This window comes from Niastella sp. (assembly GCF_045805085.1).
In the GTDB taxonomy this organism is placed as follows: domain Bacteria; phylum Bacteroidota; class Bacteroidia; order Chitinophagales; family Chitinophagaceae; genus Niastella.
Genome location: NZ_JBJMLX010000312.1, coordinates 46,794 through 64,017 on the forward strand (window position 1 = coordinate 46,794; position 17,224 = coordinate 64,017).

Genomic DNA, 17,224 nt, shown 5'->3' on the forward strand with positions numbered 1-17,224 from the left:
TGAGCCGTCCGCCAGCCGGCGGACGACCCACCTGGATTAATTTATCTCTGAGTGAAAATTCAATAAAAAATTAACAAGGTTCACCTCCGGCTGAATACCTAATTTTTTTCGTAACCGGTGACGGCCCAGTTCAACGCCCTTAATAGTAATGTTCATGATCTGCGCTATTTCCTTACTGGTAAGATTCAGCCTTAAATAAGCACAGAGCTTCAGGTCGCTGGCGGTGAGGTAAGGATGGGTGCTTTTTAACGATACCAGGAAATTACTGTGCACCTTGTCGAAGTGAACGGCAAATTGCTCCCAGTTCTTTTTCATTTTATCATCGCCCAGCATACGCAGGATCTTTCTATAATCGTCGGTGTCCTTGTCTATTTCGCTCGATTTTTTCATGCGCACAAATTCTTCTTTCACCTTCATCAGCATTTCACCCTTTTGCACCAGGTTAAAGGTGGTAGAAGCCAGCTCATTATTTTTTACCACTATTTCTGACTGTAACTTTTCATTCTGCAAACGAATGATCTCTTTCTCATTGCGCTCCAGTTCCAGCTGATGCAAATACATCAATTGCTTTTGTTCTTCCTGGTGTTTCTCTATTTCCAACTGATGCAGGTAAGCCATGCGGTGGCGTTCTTCATCGTGCTGTTGTTGCTGCACAATGAATTTTTTCTTCTGCCATTTATAAATGGTGTAAATAAACAGAAGGGCCAGCAATGTATACAGGAAATAAGCCCAGCGTGATCGGTACCAGGGCGCCAGTACGGTAAACTTATAAGAAGCTACCACAGATTCCCGCCCCTCATGCGTTCTTGCCTTTACCTTGAATGTATAATTGCCGGGGGAGAGATATGTATAATCTTTTTCATTTTTCTTTGTCCAGGTCGACCAGCCATTATCAAAATCTTCGAGGTAGTAGGAGAACTCAATGCTCGATTGCTTGCCGTATAATGGCGAGGAATAATCAAAATGAATGGAGTTCCAGGCATATTGTATTTCAGGCGCTTCTTCATTCATCAAATGCTGCTGTTCGCTTTCCTTATTAAAATAACCGCCAAAAATGGTGCTGTCCCTTTTGTTTACAATATGTACATCGCTTATCTGGATAGGAATTTCTTCCCTGAATTGTTTATACTGATCATAGTTGATTAAATAGAAACCCTCTTCGGCAGCAATAAATACATTATTGTTGTTATAAGGATAAACATATTCAAGGCCATTACCGGTGATCTTGTTATTCAGTTCGGGAAAGTAAATGATCTGCGGTTGTTTGCCGCTCAGGTCTGCCACGCCCAGGTGACGATCGTGCACAAACCAGATGTTGCCGTTATTATCTTCCCGTAAATACCGGATGGGAACTTTAGGTAAGATCTTTTGCAGAAAGGTGGAAGGTTCAAAATCGTCGGTGCGGGCATTGTATTCGAAAATGCCTTTATCGTTGGTAAGCACAACCCGGCTTTTTATTTTAAAGATATGGTTGTTGTTGCTGGATAAGATGCCTTTGGTGTCTTTATAAACGGTGTAGGGCGGCTTTTTAGCGCCTGTATTCAACATGATTTTATATAAACCTTTGTATGGATGGGCCGCCCAGGCGATATCGTTGTCAACCGCTACAAAACGAGCCGATTCAAAATGCGAATGCACTTCGGGGTTGGTGAATTTCCCATTGGCAAAATTGTAAAAGTTTAACCCGTTGTAGGTTCCAGCCATAACAATCGGCGAGGGTGTAACATTGCTTAAAGGTAAAAAGGTCCAGAAGCCGGAACTGCTGTCGATCTTTCGCGAGGTTTTCTTCTCGATAACAAAAAAGCCATCGTTATGTCCCATCACCAACTGACCATTCAGTTCACACAGGTTCCATACCTGGCCTTTGGGGCCTGGTATCAGGTCAAATTTGCTTTTAATAAAGCCCATGTCTTGTTGATCGGCAAGGGAGGCTGCATAAACACCGTTGGATGTTCCAATATAAAGATTGTTTTGAAAGATAACCGCGGCCTTACCCGAGCTGTGTTCCTGGTAATCGGGGTAAATATGTTTTATGGCGTTGTTGTAAGCAATGAAGTCGATGCCATTGTCGAGCCCCAGCCAGATGTTCTTTTTGCCATCAACAAAAACGCTGAGGATATTATTGCTTTGCAAACCATCCAGTTTGGAAAGCCGTTGGACCAGTTCTCCTTTATCATTGATAATAAAACAACCTGCGAGGTTAGTTATAATAGCTATCTGGTTTTGATTGATCACTGCCGCGCTATAGGGGTTCTTTTCATTGATCAACCGCATGTCGGGGGTTTCAAAAGGGATGATGTCCTCGCCGTGTAAGATATAGGACCCATGATGCTTGGTCAGCAACAGCGAACTATCCCCCACCAGCGGAACAATGGCGGTGATCTCGGCTTTTTCCGGAAAAAAATTGGCTTTGGAAAAAGGCACCCAGGTACCGTTTTCAAATTGCAGCAGTCCTTTTTGCCAGGCTTTGCTGATGAGTTTGTTTTGATGTAAACCCAGGAAGCTCCAGGCCGGGTTGCCAAAAACGGTGATCTTATCGTTCTGCAGCTGAAATATCTTTCTATACGAGCGGAAAAAAACTTCATTGCCAACCGGCACTACATCCCAGATGTCGGTAAAGTCTTTTTCATTTTCCGGGATCAGATCGTTCAGCGATCGGTATTGAAGCCTGCCATTTTTTCCGGGTTCAAAATAACCGATTTCTCCCTGTGAGCCGATATAAATACGGCCATCGTTACCAACAGCCAGGGAACGAACACCGGTTCCGCCAGGTAAAGTATATTACTTCCAGAAACTTCCATCGAAACTTAACAGGCCTTCATCATTCGCCGCATACATAATCCCCTTTTTATCCTGGGCAATTTTCCAGTTTTGGGTGCCGGCGTTGTAGCTCTGCTTGGGATAATTAATGATCTCAGGCAGGCCAATGGTATTTTGGTTATACCCAATAAGCACATTAAAGCAGCAAATGGCTAGCAGTAATTTTCTCATCATGACAGCAATTGAGGACTGTGAATACGTTAGGATACTAAGTTAAGTAAATGGGAACTATTAAAAAAGGGGGCGGATGTGGCGTTGAAGTGGTAAAGTAGTTGTGTTTTAACAATTTAAGGTCTTTTTGATGTGGTAATGATGTGGTGCCAAAACGCAGATTTGATTGGCAGATCTATAATTTAGCCATAAACGACCCCTTATGGCACACATCCGACTAACGATCTTGTTGTTACTTCTTATTATAATAGTAAGCCCGCAATCCAGGGCCCAGGGTTTTTTACATGTCAGTGGCAAACAGATCGTGAATGAAAAAGGGCAAGCCATTTTGCTGCGTGGCGTTGGTTTGGGTGGCTGGATGTTACAGGAGGGATACATGCTTCAGGTAAATGGCCAGGGAATGCAGCATACGATCAAAGCACGCATAGCCGACCTGATTGGTGAAGACAGTACTAACGCATTCTATGATGCCTGGCTCGCCAGCCATACCCGCCGTATTGACATAGATTCTATGAAAGCATGGGGTTTTAATTCTGTTCGATTGCCCATGCACTTCAACCTGTATACACTGCCTGTTGACAAGGAACCCGAAGCCGGTAAACAAACCTGGCTCAACAAAGGCTTTCGCATCACAGACAGCCTGCTTGCCTGGTGCAAAGCCAACCAGATGTACCTCATCCTTGATCTGCATGCCGCGCCTGGCGGCCAGGGGAACGACCTGAATATTTCTGATCGCGACCCCACCAAACCATCGCTTTGGGAAAATGAGGCCAACCGCCAGAAAACGATCGCTCTGTGGAAAAAGCTGGCCGAACGCTATGCCAACGAACCCTTTATTGGCGGTTACGATATTTTGAATGAACCCAACTGGGGCTTTGAAGACCTGGCAAATGATAAGAACGGTTTGAAGGAAAAAGGAAACCAGCCATTGAAGCAGTTGATGATGGATATAACCAAGGCCATTCGCGAAGTAGATAAAAAGCATATCATTATTATAGAAGGAAATGGCTGGGGTAATAATTATAATGGTATTCTGCCCACCTGGGATAATAATATGGTGTTGAGCTTTCATAAGTACTGGAGTTTTAATACCTCCGGATCTATAAAGCACATTTTGGAAACAAGAGAGAAATACAATGTGCCGGTGTGGTTGGGCGAAACCGGCGAAAACTCAAATGTTTGGTTTACCGAAGCGGTGCAGTTGCTGGAAGCAAATAACATTGGCTGGGCCTGGTGGCCATTGAAAAAGCTGGGCAATAACAATCCCATGCAGGTGCATTCGAATAAAGATTACGACAAGGTGCTTGCCTTCTGGTCGAACCGAGGGCCCCGACCCACAGCAGCGGAAGCTTATAATGGCGTGATGCAACTGGCCGCGGCTTTAAAACTGGAGAACACCACCGTTAAACGCGATGTGTTAGATGCCCTGTTCAGACAGCCTTATTCACAAAAGACAATTCCGTTTAAAGCGAATGTGATCCAAAGTGGTGCAGTTATAAAAGCGGTTGATTATGATTTGGGTAGAAATGGCGTTGCCTACTTCGATAAGGATACAGCCGATTATCATATTTCAAACGGAGCCAGAGGGGGTAACCAGGGCCGCGCCTACCGGAATGATGGGGTGGATATTACTGCAGACCCTACTACAGGGAGTTATTACGTGAACCATACGGAAGCCGGGGAATGGCTTCAATACACCATTAATGTAGTAAAGGCGGGTCATTACCGGATCAGGCTGAATTGTAATCCGGGTAAAGAAGATGGAAAACTTTCCTTCCTGGTAAATAATAAGATCGCCAAACAAATTGCAGTACCAAAAGCAAACAACTGGCAACCACTCGAAATAAAAAATATAGCATTGAAAAAAGGACCGAATAACCTGCGCATTTATATTGATGCAGGCGATATGTGTTTAGGTGATATGCAATTCACAGAAGTAAAATAAACAGTTGAATGAATGAAATCGAGGATTTCCTGAGCGAGGTCAAAGGATGATGTGGTAAAGAGGGGGCAAAAAACCACATTGGAGCGCATACCCTCTCCATTGATAGGGTATAGATGGGGTGCCTTTTTAGGCCAGGCTTTGTCAAGGGTCTACTTTAGATTTTCGATTTGTTCATTATTAACTAACAACTGACTTGCATATGAAAATTCTGCGCTTTGTCATTGCAGTGCTGGTATTACAGGCTGTCTTTCTGCCTGTATTCGCACAGCAAATTTTAGTGACCGGTAAGATAACCGCTAAAACCGGGGAGCCCCTGACGGGGGCAACAGTAGCTATTAAAGGATCTAATATGGCTACTACAACCGATGCCGGGGGTAACTTCTCTATTCATGTTCCCAACCGTAAAGTTTTATTGGTAGTCTCTTATGTTGGCATGAACAACAAGGAGGTGTCTGTTCCCGAAAGCGGCACTATTGATGTAAAACTGGAAGATGTAGGGGCAACAGGCCTCGACGAAGTAGTGGTAATTGGATATGGTACCGCCAGTAAAAAGGTAGTTACGGGCGCCATTTCCAGTGTAAAAGCCAAAGACCTCGAAAATGTTCCCAGTAACCGTATTGAGCAGGCCTTACAGGGAAGGGTGGCCGGTGTAACCATTGCACAAAACAATGGTCAGCCCGGTTCCGTTTCTACCATCAGGGTGCGTGGCGTTACCACGTTTAACGATGGTAAAGACAATAATAATAACAATCCGCTATGGGTTGTTGATGGGGTGGTGGTAGACCAGGGCGGTATTGGCTACCTGAACCAAAGCGACATTGAATCGATTGAAGTATTGAAAGATGCCGCTTCCGCTGCTATTTATGGAACCCGGGCAGCTACCGGGGTAATTCTGGTTACTACTAAAAAAGGTAAAAGCGGTAAGCTATCGGTAAACTACAATGGTTTTTATGGCGTTTCCCGCGTAGCTAAAAAACTGGACCTGTTAAATGCCACCCAGTATGCTACTATCATAAACGAAAAAGCAGTAAATGGAGGGGGCGCAAAAGTGTTTGCCGACCCCAACTCGCTGGGAGCCGGAACCGATTGGCAGGATGCCATTTTTAATGATCATGCCGCGCGCTTTTCACACGAAGTAAGTATGAGTGGCGGTACCGACAGATCAACCTTTTATTTTTCTTTCGGTTACCAGGACCAGGAAGGTATTGTTGCCGGTCCTATCTCCAATTATACCCGAAAGAACCTCCGCATCAACTCAACGCATAAGCTCAATAATATTTTCACGTTTGGCGAAAACCTTGGGTATTCACACCAAAAAACTATTGGCCTTGGCAATACCAACAGTGAGTTTGGGGGGCCTTTGTCTTCGGCCATTAACCTGGATCCCGTAACCCCGCTGGTGATTACCGACCCGGCTATTGCAAACGTCAACCCATACAGCAACAACCCGGTAATAAAAGATGCCAATGGAAATCCTTACGGCATCTCATCTTATGTAGGTCAGGAAATGAGTAACCCCCTTGCCTATGTACAAACCCGCCTTGGGCAGTATAACTGGAGCGATGATTTTGTAGGCAATGCCTATCTGGAAGCAGCCCTTGGCAAACACATAAAAGTGAGATCAACAGTAGGTGGCAAATTAGCTTATTGGGGCAAGGTTGGGTTTACGCCATTTTATTACCTGAGCGCAACAGTAAAAACTTCTCAGAATAATTATAACAAAGAAAATAACAACAGCTTAAACTGGAATGTTGAAAATACAGTAACCTATAACAATAGTTTCAATAAACATAATTTAACGGTGCTGGTAGGTCAGGGCGCCTATGTAGAAAATATCGGCGGGGCGTCAAGTGTTACCTTGTTTAACTTACCTATCAGTAGTTACAAAGACGCCTCCTTCAACTTTGATATTTCTCAGGCCAACAGAAACTCTACCTCATCTGACCTCACACAACATAAATTATCCTCCCTGTTTTCCCGCGTAAGTTATAACTATGATGAACGATACCTGTTCACTGGTATCATCAGGCAGGATGGTTCAACCAAATTTGGTATGAACAAGAAATATGGGATCTTCCCATCGTTCTCTGTAGGATGGAACGTTTCGAATGAGGCATTCTGGCCGGCTCAAAAAGTGGTTGACCGCTTAAAGATAAGAGGCGGCTATGGCCAGGTTGGTAATGACGCTATAGCAGATTTTCGGTATCTGTCTATAATCGCAGGTGGGTATAACTATACGTATGGCACATCAGATGTTATTACCAGTGGTTACGCACCGCTGTCGCTTGATAACAGGAGTCTGCATTGGGAAACAACGTCACAAACCAATATTGGTTTCGATGCGCAACTGATAAAATCGATCACACTGAGTTTTGACTATTATATTAAAAAGACCAATGGCATTTTACGTGAGGTGCCCATTCCCGGCTATGTGGGCGTGCCAAATTCACCGGCAGCTAATATTGCCAATATGGATAACAAGGGTATTGAAGTTGAATTGGGTTACCGGAAGAGCATTGGCGACTTCAACTTTGGGGTAAATGCAAACTTTTCGTACCTGAAAAACGAGGTAGTTTATGTGCAACGTGATGCCAATTTCATCGCTGGTGACGCCAGCTTTCAAACAATGGGTGCTATAACCCGTACACAGGTAGGTCAGCCCTACAATGCCTTTTTTGGTTTTAAAAGTGCCGGCATTTTCCAAAACCAGGCCGAGATCGATGCTTATAAAAACAAAAATGGAGAGTTGATTCAACCCAATGCCAAACCTGGGGATTTTAAATGGGTAGATATAAATGGTGATGGCCACTTCACTGGCGATAACCTGGATAAAACTTTCCTTGGTAATGGCCTTCCAAAATATACATTCGGGTTAACGCTGAATGCGAGTTACAAAGGTTTTGATTTCATGGCGTTTTTACAAGGTACTGCAGGCAGCAAGATCTTCCAGGGAATACGGCGGCTGGATATAGGCAATGCCAATTATCAAACAAAAGTATTAAGCCGTTGGACTGGCGAAGGCACTTCGAATTCGTTCCCACGCCTGTCAACTACTGATCCCAATGGCAACTTTACAAGCATGTCGGATTTCTATCTTGAAAAAGGAGATTATGCCCGGTTTAAGATCATGCAATTCGGTTATACACTGCCTGAAAAATTGACAAACAGGATCAAAGCAAACAGACTGCGCGTATACCTTACAGCAGAAAACCTGTTTACCATAACAGGATATACCGGTTACGATCCTGAAATTGGCGGCGCTGTATTTGGTGTAGACAGAGGTGTTTACCCACAGGCCCGCTCATTCATTGGCGGAGTTCAATTGACATTCTAATTATTAACACAACTAATTAAAGGTTATGCGAACCATAAAAATAAATCACTTAATAATAGCAGTTATAGCAATAAATATCCTGGCGGCCTGTAAAAAAAGTTTTGTGGACTTAACGCCGCAAGGACAATTTCTCTCGGAATATTATTATAAAGACCAGGATCAGGCATTTTCAGCGCTGGTGGCAGTTTATGATCCATTAAGAAAAAACTCTGGTGGGTTTGAAAATATGCTGGCGCTCATGAACTCAGGTTCAGATGATCATGTTGCCGGTGGTGGTGGTGCAACCGATGGCACCCAATTACAGGCGTTCACAAATTATACAATGACTTCCAACCTGATGGCCGCCAGTTATTGGAACGATCCTTACCAGGGTATAGCAAGGGCCAATTTGTTATTGCAGAAATTGCCAAAAACAGTTATGGATGAAACGTTGAAAGCAAGGTTTGCCGGAGAAGCAAAAGCGTTGCGTGCCTATTATTATTCTAACCTGGTACGCATGTTCAGGAACGTTCCATTGATCCTGGAACCATTGAACAACGACAATATGTTTAATGTAGAGCAGGCAAAGCCCGAGGATGTATATGCGCAAATTGAAAAAGACCTTACCGAAGCAATTGCCGTATTGCCTGTAACTGTCTCAGTTGCAACAGAAGGCGGCCGTTTAACAAAAGGCGCAGCCAAAGCATTGTTGGGAAAAGTATACCTGTATGAAAAAAAGAACACACTGGCTGCCCAGCAACTGGCTGATGTAAATGGCCCCACACCCGGTGGTATCAGTACATACGGTTATAAATTGCTCACTAACTTCAGCGATTTGTGGGTGCCTTCGAACAAGTTTAACAGTGAGTCTATACTTGAAGAAACGCACAGCGCTGCTGGTAATTCAGATTGGGGGTGGTGGGGCAGTGGCCGCGATGAAGGTAATACCGCGAATGTTATGGTTGGCCCCAGAAGTTATGAAAAACTTGATGCTTCGGCGCCAGACCTTCCATCGGGTTGGAGCTTTATGGTGTTCACACAAAATTTTTATGACTTCATAAAAAATGATCCTCGAAAAGACGCTACTTTATTAGATTTGAATGCCCTGCAAACAGCTGGTAAAGCAAAATACATTGCCGGTTACATGAATACCGGTTATTTCCTGAATAAATTTCTTCCGCGTAAAGTAGATGTATCAAAAGGCGGTGGTGCTTCTGATTTGAACTATCGTCAGAACACTTACATTATCCGCCTGGCCGATACCTATTTAATGGAAGCTGAAGCACTGGGTGGAACCGGCGCCAGAGCACAGGCGTTGCTGGACGCGGTAAGAGCCAGGGTTGGATTGACTTCTGTACCTGTTACTATGGACGCTATTAAAAATGAGCGCAGGGCCGAACTCGCCGGTGAAGGACATCGCTGGTTCGACCTCGTAAGATGGGGGGATGCGCCAACTGTTTTGGCAGGCAGAGGATTTGTGAAAGGCAAACATGAAATATTCCCGATTCCTTTCAGGGAAACACAGGGTACAAAGATTCAGCAGAATCCGAATTATCAATAAATGACATGTAAGACCTGCCAGTCGTCCGACAAAGCGGGACAGGCTCTGGCAGGTCTTACATCTCAAAACTTGTCCAATGAAGTCAGTAAAAAGAAATCCCACATATAGTATGTTCAACCCTGTAGTATTGTTGTTTTGTATGATGCTGGGCGGCGACTGTAAAAAAAGCAGTATTAAAGAAAACCCGCCGCCTACACCGGATCCGTCTGTTGCAGGCGATGTACTTTTTTATTTAACCCGCGGCGACCGGGATGTATTGTTTAACAGGCAGAATGTAAAGCTGGTATTTTCAGCTACTGGTAGTGCCACTACTACCATAGAAGTAGATACCACACAAACCTTTCAATCGATTGACGGATTTGGCTACACGTTAACCGGCGGCAGTGCTTCCCTCCTGAATTCCCTGCCGGCTGCTACTCTTGACCCATTGTTGAAAGAGCTTTTTTTGTGGGACAGTACCAACATCGGCGTAAGTTATTTGCGTATTAGTATTGGCGCTTCAGACCTCAGTGCTTCTACGTTTACCTATGACGACATGCCTGCGGGTCAAACCGACCCCAACCTTACCAGCTTCAGCATTGATAAAGAAAAGCAGGACCTGATACCCATTCTGAAGAAGATCGTTGCATTAAATCCCGCCATTAAAATATTAGGCTCGCCCTGGTCGGCCCCAGTGTGGATGAAGACCACCGGCAGCTTTGTAGGCGGTAGCCTGAAACCGGAGTATTATGCAACTTATGCCAATTATTTTGTGAAGTACATTCAGGCTATGAAAGCAGAAGGCATCACCATCGATGCCATTACGCCACAGAACGAACCATTGCATGGCGGAAACAATCCCAGTATGGTGATGCAGGCCACTGAACAGGCCACATTCATCAAAAATAATTTAGGACCTGCGTTTTCAGCGGCCGGTATACATACCAAGATCATTGCCTACGATCACAATGCCGACAAGCCCGATTATCCGATCACTGTTTTAAATGATGCCGCAGCAAAACCCTATGTAAATGGCTCAGCCTTTCACCTGTATGGCGGCAGCATAACAGCGCTTACCCAGGTGCATGATGCATATCCCGACAAAGCCGTTTATTTTACTGAACAATGGGTAGGTGGCCCGGGTAATTTCCCCAGCGATTTGAAATGGCATGTTGAAAACCTGATCATTGGGGCTACCCGTAACTGGAGCCGCAATGTGCTGGAATGGAACCTGGCGGCAGATGCCAGCTATAACCCACATACACCAGGTGGTTGTACCACTTGTTTGGGCGCATTGACTATAAGTTCTACCGTTACCCGCAACGTCTCCTATTATATTATCGCGCACGCATCCAAATTTGTTCGTCCCGGTTCAACTCGAATAGGATCAAGCGATGCGGGCAATATTGTAACGGTAGCATTCAAAAATCCGGAAGGGAAAAAAGTTTTGATAGCTTTGAACAAGGGGTCCAATATGGAATCCTTCAATATAAAATTCAATGGTAAAATGGTAACTACCAGCCTGAATGGCGGCGCTGTAGGAACATATGTATGGTAAACTGTAAAAATGAAATAAAGATGATGAAATTTTCTGTCCCGTTTTTAATTTCCCTTACCCTAGTTTTCAATGCCCAGGCCCAGAAACCATCCGTTAAGGCTTATCCGAAATCATCCTATAAAACTATTACGGTTTACACCACGGCTGAGAAAACAGATTACCGGCTTTCAAAAACAGCCACCCTGACCCTTACCCCATTTGGCCAGCCATTGGAAACACAGCCCTGCGTATTTATTGACGACGCAAAAAAGTTTCAAACCATTACAGGAATAGGCGGCGCCATTACCGATGCGAGCGCCGAAACCCTGGCCAAATTGCCCGCAGCTGCCCAGGAAGAGTTGATAAATGCCTATTATAACCCCGACAAAGGAATTGGATATTCGCTCATAAGAACGAATATGAACAGCTGCGATTTTTCGAGTGATACCTATACATATGTGGCCGACAATGATGCTGCGCTGAAAACATTCAATATAGCCCACGATGAAAAATATCGCATTCCCATGATAAAAAGGGCAATAGCTGCAGCAGGCGGTAAACTGCCGTTATTTATTAGTCCATGGAGTCCGCCGGCCTGGATGAAAGACAACAACGATATGTTACATGGCGGTAAGCTGAAAGAAGAGTTCAAACAAAGCTGGGCCAATTACTATGTGAAGTATATCAGGACCTATGAAAGCAAAGGCATTCCCGTATGGGGCCTTACGGTGCAGAACGAACCCATGGCAAAACAAAAATGGGAGTCATGCATTTTTTCAGCCGAAGAAGAAAGGGATTTTATAAAGAAATATTTGGGGCCCACGCTACAGCAACAGGGGTTGAGCAGTAAAAAACTTATTGCCTGGGACCACAACCGCGATCTGTTGTACCAGCGCGCAACAACCATCCTCAATGATCCCGCAGCAGCCAAATACGTATGGGGTATTGGCTATCACTGGTACGAAACCTGGACCGGAAGCGCCATGCAGTTCGATAACCTGAGAAGAGTACACGAAACATTTCCCGATAAGAACCTGGTCTTTACCGAAGGTTGTGTGGAGAAATTTGATCTGAACCGCATAGGATCATGGTCAATTGGGGAGCGATATGGTTTCTCCATGGTTAACGACTTCAACAGTGGCACCTGTGCCTGGACCGACTGGAATGTGTTGCTCGATGAAACCGGTGGTCCCAATCATGTAGGAAATTTTTGTTTTGCACCTGTACATGCCGATACAAAAGCAGGCAAATTGATCTATACGAATGCCTATTATTATTTAGGCCACTTCTCGAAGTTTGTAAAAGCAGGCGCCCGTAGAATAGGCACTGCAAGCAGCCGCGATAAACTTACTACTACTGCGTTTATAAATCCAGATGGTAAAATGGTAGTGGTGGTATTGAACCTGTCGAACGAACAAGTAGCGTACAAGGTATGGTTACAGGGTAATGCGGCAGATCTTACCAGTTTGCCACACTCGATAGCAACGTTGGTTATAGAGTAAGAACTTTTTTCTATACAGTAATTATAAATACAAGAGTCCCGCCATGGCGGGACTCTTGTATTTATATCAGTTACCTGATCGTGTTAATAGGCTTTATAAGCAGTGTTGAACTTGCCATCTTTTACTACTACGCTGTCAGAGCTTGAACCTGATTGGTATATTACACCACTAAAGCTACCTGCAACTTTTTTGCCTGCTTTATCAAAGGTACTAAAAGTAACAGTACCATGTGAACGTGAGTTCCATGAAGTATAGTCTAAATTACCTTTTGCGTTATAATAAAACAGATCAGCTACGTCGTCAAGGGAAAGCTTTGAATTAACTGTTGCGGTGTCAGGAAACTGTAGTTGAAGGAAAATTGAATCCTGAGCGTTGAGCCGCCATCCTGTGATACTAATACTACCCATAAACGAAATTCCTGTTACACCAGATGGTTTATAAGATTCTGTACCAACGGTAGCAGACAATTGACCAGCTGCGCCATCGTTGTTATTCTTGTCTTTCTTACAGCTGGTAACACCAATGGCTAAGGTCAGGGCAAATGCGGCCGATAATCCTAATAAGCGTTTGTTTTTCATACTTTGTTTTAAGGGGTGATAAATGTTTTTGGGCTTTAGAAACGGAGACGCTTAGTGTTTATTGTTAGGGTTATTGTGCTACGTGTCGTGTGTTTTGAGTACGCATATGGTAAAAAGGAATGTTTTTCATGATTTTTACTGGGACAAACTTTCTGGCGCCTGCACACTTATTGGCAAAAACAACACGCTTATTGCCAAAACTGCACGGTTATCGGTTTTGTGAAAGGATATAAAATTTTTTTATCATCTTGTAGTGCACAATTGTTTCATCGTCTTTTCTTTTAGAAAAAAATTTAAATTTTTTTTGAGCTGCTGTTACTTTCAGGATAAAACTGATAGGAAACGGCAGTTCTTTTATATTATAGATATGACACAAAAGCGAACACCGGCTGTATCGATACAAAAAAAGTGAGGCTACCATGTGGCAGCCTCACGCTTTATATGGGTTAAGGGATGCTTTATTAATTATAGGAAATATTGAACTGTCCGTTTGTAATAACCAGACTGTCGACGTCTGCAGCCTGTTTGTAGAGCACACCACTAAAATTACCTGCCAGTCTTTTATTTGTTTTATCTATAGTAGTAAGTGTAAGCGTAGCATGGCCGGTCCGGGCAGCACTGGAATAGGTAGTGTACCCTTTAAAATTAACGTAACGAATATATACGTCATCATTTTTTGCAGTAAGTGTTGTATTAACAGTAGCCGTATCGGGAATTGATACACTTAGCTGGAAGCTATCCGTTGCTTTAGGCATGATTCCATAAATATTAATCACCTCATATTCATGAAATGCATTAGCGTAGGTGGGCAGGAAGGATTCTCCATTAATAGTAGCGGAAAATTGAGCGGTAGGATTGGGATCTTTATCTTTATTGCCACAGCTGATTGATGTAACTGATATGGCAAGGATAAATGCAATTAATAATGACGGTACGGGAAGGGTTTTACTTTTCATGTTGGGTTTTAATTGTTTGCAAGTTGGCAATAATTTTTAGAAAGGCGGCTTAAATTTAATAAGCGTGCATTTTTAATAATAACCGTGTTGATTCAGCCGATAAGTGTGCATCTCCAAGCAAAAAAAGCGAACACCGGCTGTATCGATACCGCACACGTACATACATTACTGTTTTATAAATCATTGGTTTAGTATATAATTATAGGCTGGCATACTTTCGGTTGCGATAAAAATATGATCAAAAACTATTTCAAAACTGCTATCCGGAATCTGTTTAAAAACGGATTGTTTTCTTTTATCAGTATCTCCGGCTTGGCCTTGGGAATGGCCGGTGCTGGATTATTATTATTGAATATCCAGTACGAGTTCAGTGTTGATCAGTTTCATGAGAAGAAGGACCGTGTTTTCAAAGTGTATAGCAAAACAAAAACAGATGGTGGACTACGGGTTCATGACAATAGTTCGGCGCCATTGGGGCCGGCCTTGCAAAAGGAGTATCCGCAGATCCAACAAATGACAAGAGTGGCGTCTACTGGAAAAATGTTCGATTATAATGACAAAAAAATACAGGTTGATGGGTATTATACGGATGCAGCCTTTCTGGATATGTTCAGTTTCCCATTAATAACCGGGAACAAACGCACCGCTTTAAAAGACCTGCATAGCATAGTTATTACAGAATCCCTGGCCAAAAAAATATTCGGTTCCGGAGATCCGCTAAATAAGATCATTCGGCTGGATAATTCGCAAAGTTTTACGGTTTCAGGTGTGCTGAAAGAGATTCCCGCAAACAGTTCCTTTCACTTTGAATATTTACTGCCATGGGCAGATAACAATACGAACTGGGATTTTATCTTTACGAATACCTTCGTTGAATTGAAAAATCCTGGAGATGTAAAAGCAATTAATAAGCAGATCGCAGGTATAATTAGTGAACACGCCAAAAATGCTGAAGGAACGCAGATCTTTTTGCATGCAGTCAGTAAAATGAATTTGCAGCATCATTTCGATGCGAATGGAAACCCGGAAACGGAGAAGGATATTATTTTTCTTTCCCTGCTGGCAGCAGTGATGCTCTTGATCGGCTGTATAAATTTTATGAACCTCACCACAGCCCGAAGCGAGAAAAGAGCAAAAGAAGTAGGGGTAAGAAAAGTGATGGGAGCTGCAAGGAAGTCGTTGGTCGTTCAGTTTATTACGGAATCAACGTTACTGGCTATTTTCTCTGGCTGTATTGCGATGCTTATTGTTCAATTGGTATGGCCTGCCTATAGTGCCATGGCAAGGGTTCCGGTAAATATTCCCTGGCAATCACCTGTTTTCTGGTTATCAGCAGCGGCCTTTATATTTTTAACCGGCTTATTAGCGGGTAGTTACCCTGCTTTTTATTTATCATCGTTTAAGCCGGTTAAGGTGTTAAAGGGAATATTCAACAATAAAAAGGTATTGATCACACCACGCCGGATTCTTGTTGTAGGTCAGTTTGTAATAGCCATTTTCCTGATCAATTTTACCATTATTTTCCGCAAGCAGGTTAATTATACCGAGAATAGAGATCCGGGTTTTGTAAAAGAAGAACTGCTTTTTCACCCATTAACCAGCGACCTCAACCGGCAATACGACGTTGTTCAACAGGAATTGATGAACACCGGCATGGTAACAGCCATTTGTAAAAGTAATATGCCTTTAACAAAGCCCACCGGCTGGATAAATGGACTGGAATGGATTGGTGGAGAGAAAAGCAGGAACACCTATTTCAGCCTGATAACAACCACCGGTAATTTTGTAAAAACAAATGGACTCACGCTAACAGAGGGAAGGGATGTAGATCTTGATACCTATCATACAGATACAGCATCTTGTGTTATTAATGAAAGTGCAGCAAAGGTATTAGGCTTTACCAACCCTGTAGGACAATTCATAAAAGACGGCGCTATCAGCTGGAAAATAGTAGGTGTGATAAAGGATTTTTATCAGGGTGCGCCAGATGAGACTGCCAAACCTGCCATGATCAGATTTGGAAAAAGCGCGGGCATTATAAATATCAGATTAAAAGCAGGGTTTGCAACACTACAACATATTACCACCATTGAGGAAATACTGAAAAAGTATAATTCCGGTTATATTACCGAGATACAATTTGCCGAAGCAGACTTTGCCAACTCTTTCAAGCAACGAAAGAGCGTATTGATGCTGTTAAATTCATTTGCATTAATAGCTATTTTTATCGCCTGTATGGGTTTGTTGGGACTTACTGCTTATATGGCGGAGCTGAGAAAGCGGGAGATCAGCATCAGAAAGGTCCTCGGGGCAAGCGTAACAGGGATTACCACCTTATTGACAAAAGATTTTGTGTGGTTGGTGGTTGTTGCGGTACTGATCGCCTCTCCATTGGCGTTGTTGTTTATAAATTTCTTTTTGCGGCAGTTTAGTTACAGAACTGAAGCAAGTTGGTGGATACTGCCGCTTTCAGGAATAATTGCCATTTTAATAGCCATTGTAACCATTAGTTCTAATGCTATCCGAACGGCGGTAGCAAATCCGGTCAATTCGTTGCGAAGTGAATAAGCATTATATTGTAGCATGGAAATAAGGCTACTTGTTGTAAGAACATTGGAGATAGCCCGGCTGGCAGACTTTTATGCATTGCTGGGACTGACATTTGAATACCATAAACATGGAAAATCGCCTTACCACTACTCTGCTCTTATAGGGAGTACTATTTTAGAAATTTACCCCCTCGCAAAAGGGCAAACCGAAGCCGATAAAGAATTGCGGGTAGGCTTTGCCCTTGATGATTTTGAAAATACTGTAACTACATTGAAAGACAAGGGTGCTGAATTTGTTTCGGAACCCACGCAA

Annotated in this window: 11 protein-coding genes; 7 read left to right on the forward strand and 4 right to left on the reverse strand. The window is 43.3% G+C overall.

Annotated features, from left to right (window positions below; genetic code table 11):
• Positions 1–36: 36 nt before the first annotated feature.
• Complete coding sequence (locus tag ACJ751_RS16235; protein WP_407746558.1) at positions 37–2,598, reverse strand: triple tyrosine motif-containing protein; 2,562 nt, start codon at positions 2,596–2,598, stop codon at positions 37–39.
• A gap of 183 nt (positions 2,599–2,781) precedes the next feature.
• Positions 2,782–2,991, reverse strand: coding sequence for a hypothetical protein (locus tag ACJ751_RS16240; RefSeq protein ID WP_407746560.1), 210 nt, complete (start codon positions 2,989–2,991; stop codon positions 2,782–2,784).
• Positions 2,992–3,193: 202 nt separating this feature from the next.
• Between ACJ751_RS16240 and ACJ751_RS16245 the strand changes: the two genes are divergently transcribed.
• The 5 genes from ACJ751_RS16245 (at position 3,194) to ACJ751_RS16265 (ending at position 12,828) form a co-directional block, all read left to right on the forward strand.
• On the forward strand, positions 3,194–4,936 hold the full coding sequence (locus tag ACJ751_RS16245; RefSeq protein WP_407746562.1) for a cellulase family glycosylhydrolase: 1,743 nt from the start codon (positions 3,194–3,196) through the stop codon (positions 4,934–4,936).
• A gap of 199 nt (positions 4,937–5,135) precedes the next feature.
• Entirely contained in the window at positions 5,136–8,270 is a 3,135-nt protein-coding gene (locus ACJ751_RS16250) for a SusC/RagA family TonB-linked outer membrane protein (protein ID WP_407746563.1), read from the forward strand.
• Positions 8,271–8,295: 25 nt separating this feature from the next.
• On the forward strand, positions 8,296–9,810 hold the full coding sequence (locus ACJ751_RS16255) for a RagB/SusD family nutrient uptake outer membrane protein (protein WP_407746564.1): 1,515 nt from the start codon (positions 8,296–8,298) through the stop codon (positions 9,808–9,810).
• A 76-nt stretch (positions 9,811–9,886) separates the two neighbouring features.
• The gene (locus ACJ751_RS16260) at positions 9,887–11,347 is read left to right on the forward strand and encodes a glycoside hydrolase family 30 protein (RefSeq protein WP_407746565.1); all 1,461 of its coding nucleotides are present in this window, start codon (positions 9,887–9,889) and stop codon (positions 11,345–11,347) included.
• A gap of 20 nt (positions 11,348–11,367) precedes the next feature.
• Positions 11,368–12,828, forward strand: coding sequence for a glycoside hydrolase family 30 protein (locus ACJ751_RS16265; protein WP_407746566.1), 1,461 nt, complete (start codon positions 11,368–11,370; stop codon positions 12,826–12,828).
• 83 nt (positions 12,829–12,911) lie between these two features.
• Here the strand turns inward: ACJ751_RS16265 and ACJ751_RS16270 are convergent, their stop codons facing one another.
• Entirely contained in the window at positions 12,912–13,406 is a 495-nt protein-coding gene (locus tag ACJ751_RS16270; protein WP_407746567.1) for a hypothetical protein, read from the reverse strand.
• Between the two features lie 461 nt (positions 13,407–13,867).
• Positions 13,868–14,362 (reverse strand): hypothetical protein, encoded by a 495-nt coding sequence (locus ACJ751_RS16275; protein ID WP_407746568.1) that lies wholly within the window; start codon positions 14,360–14,362, stop codon positions 13,868–13,870.
• Between the two features lie 234 nt (positions 14,363–14,596).
• On the opposite strand from ACJ751_RS16275, the gene ACJ751_RS16280 reads away from it, so the two are divergent.
• Both ACJ751_RS16280 and ACJ751_RS16285 read left to right on the forward strand, forming a co-directional pair.
• The gene (locus ACJ751_RS16280; RefSeq protein WP_407746569.1) at positions 14,597–16,930 is read left to right on the forward strand and encodes an ABC transporter permease; all 2,334 of its coding nucleotides are present in this window, start codon (positions 14,597–14,599) and stop codon (positions 16,928–16,930) included.
• Between the two features lie 15 nt (positions 16,931–16,945).
• Positions 16,946–17,224 (forward strand): VOC family protein (locus ACJ751_RS16285; RefSeq protein ID WP_407746570.1); only part of this gene is annotated, 279 nt, incomplete at its 3' end.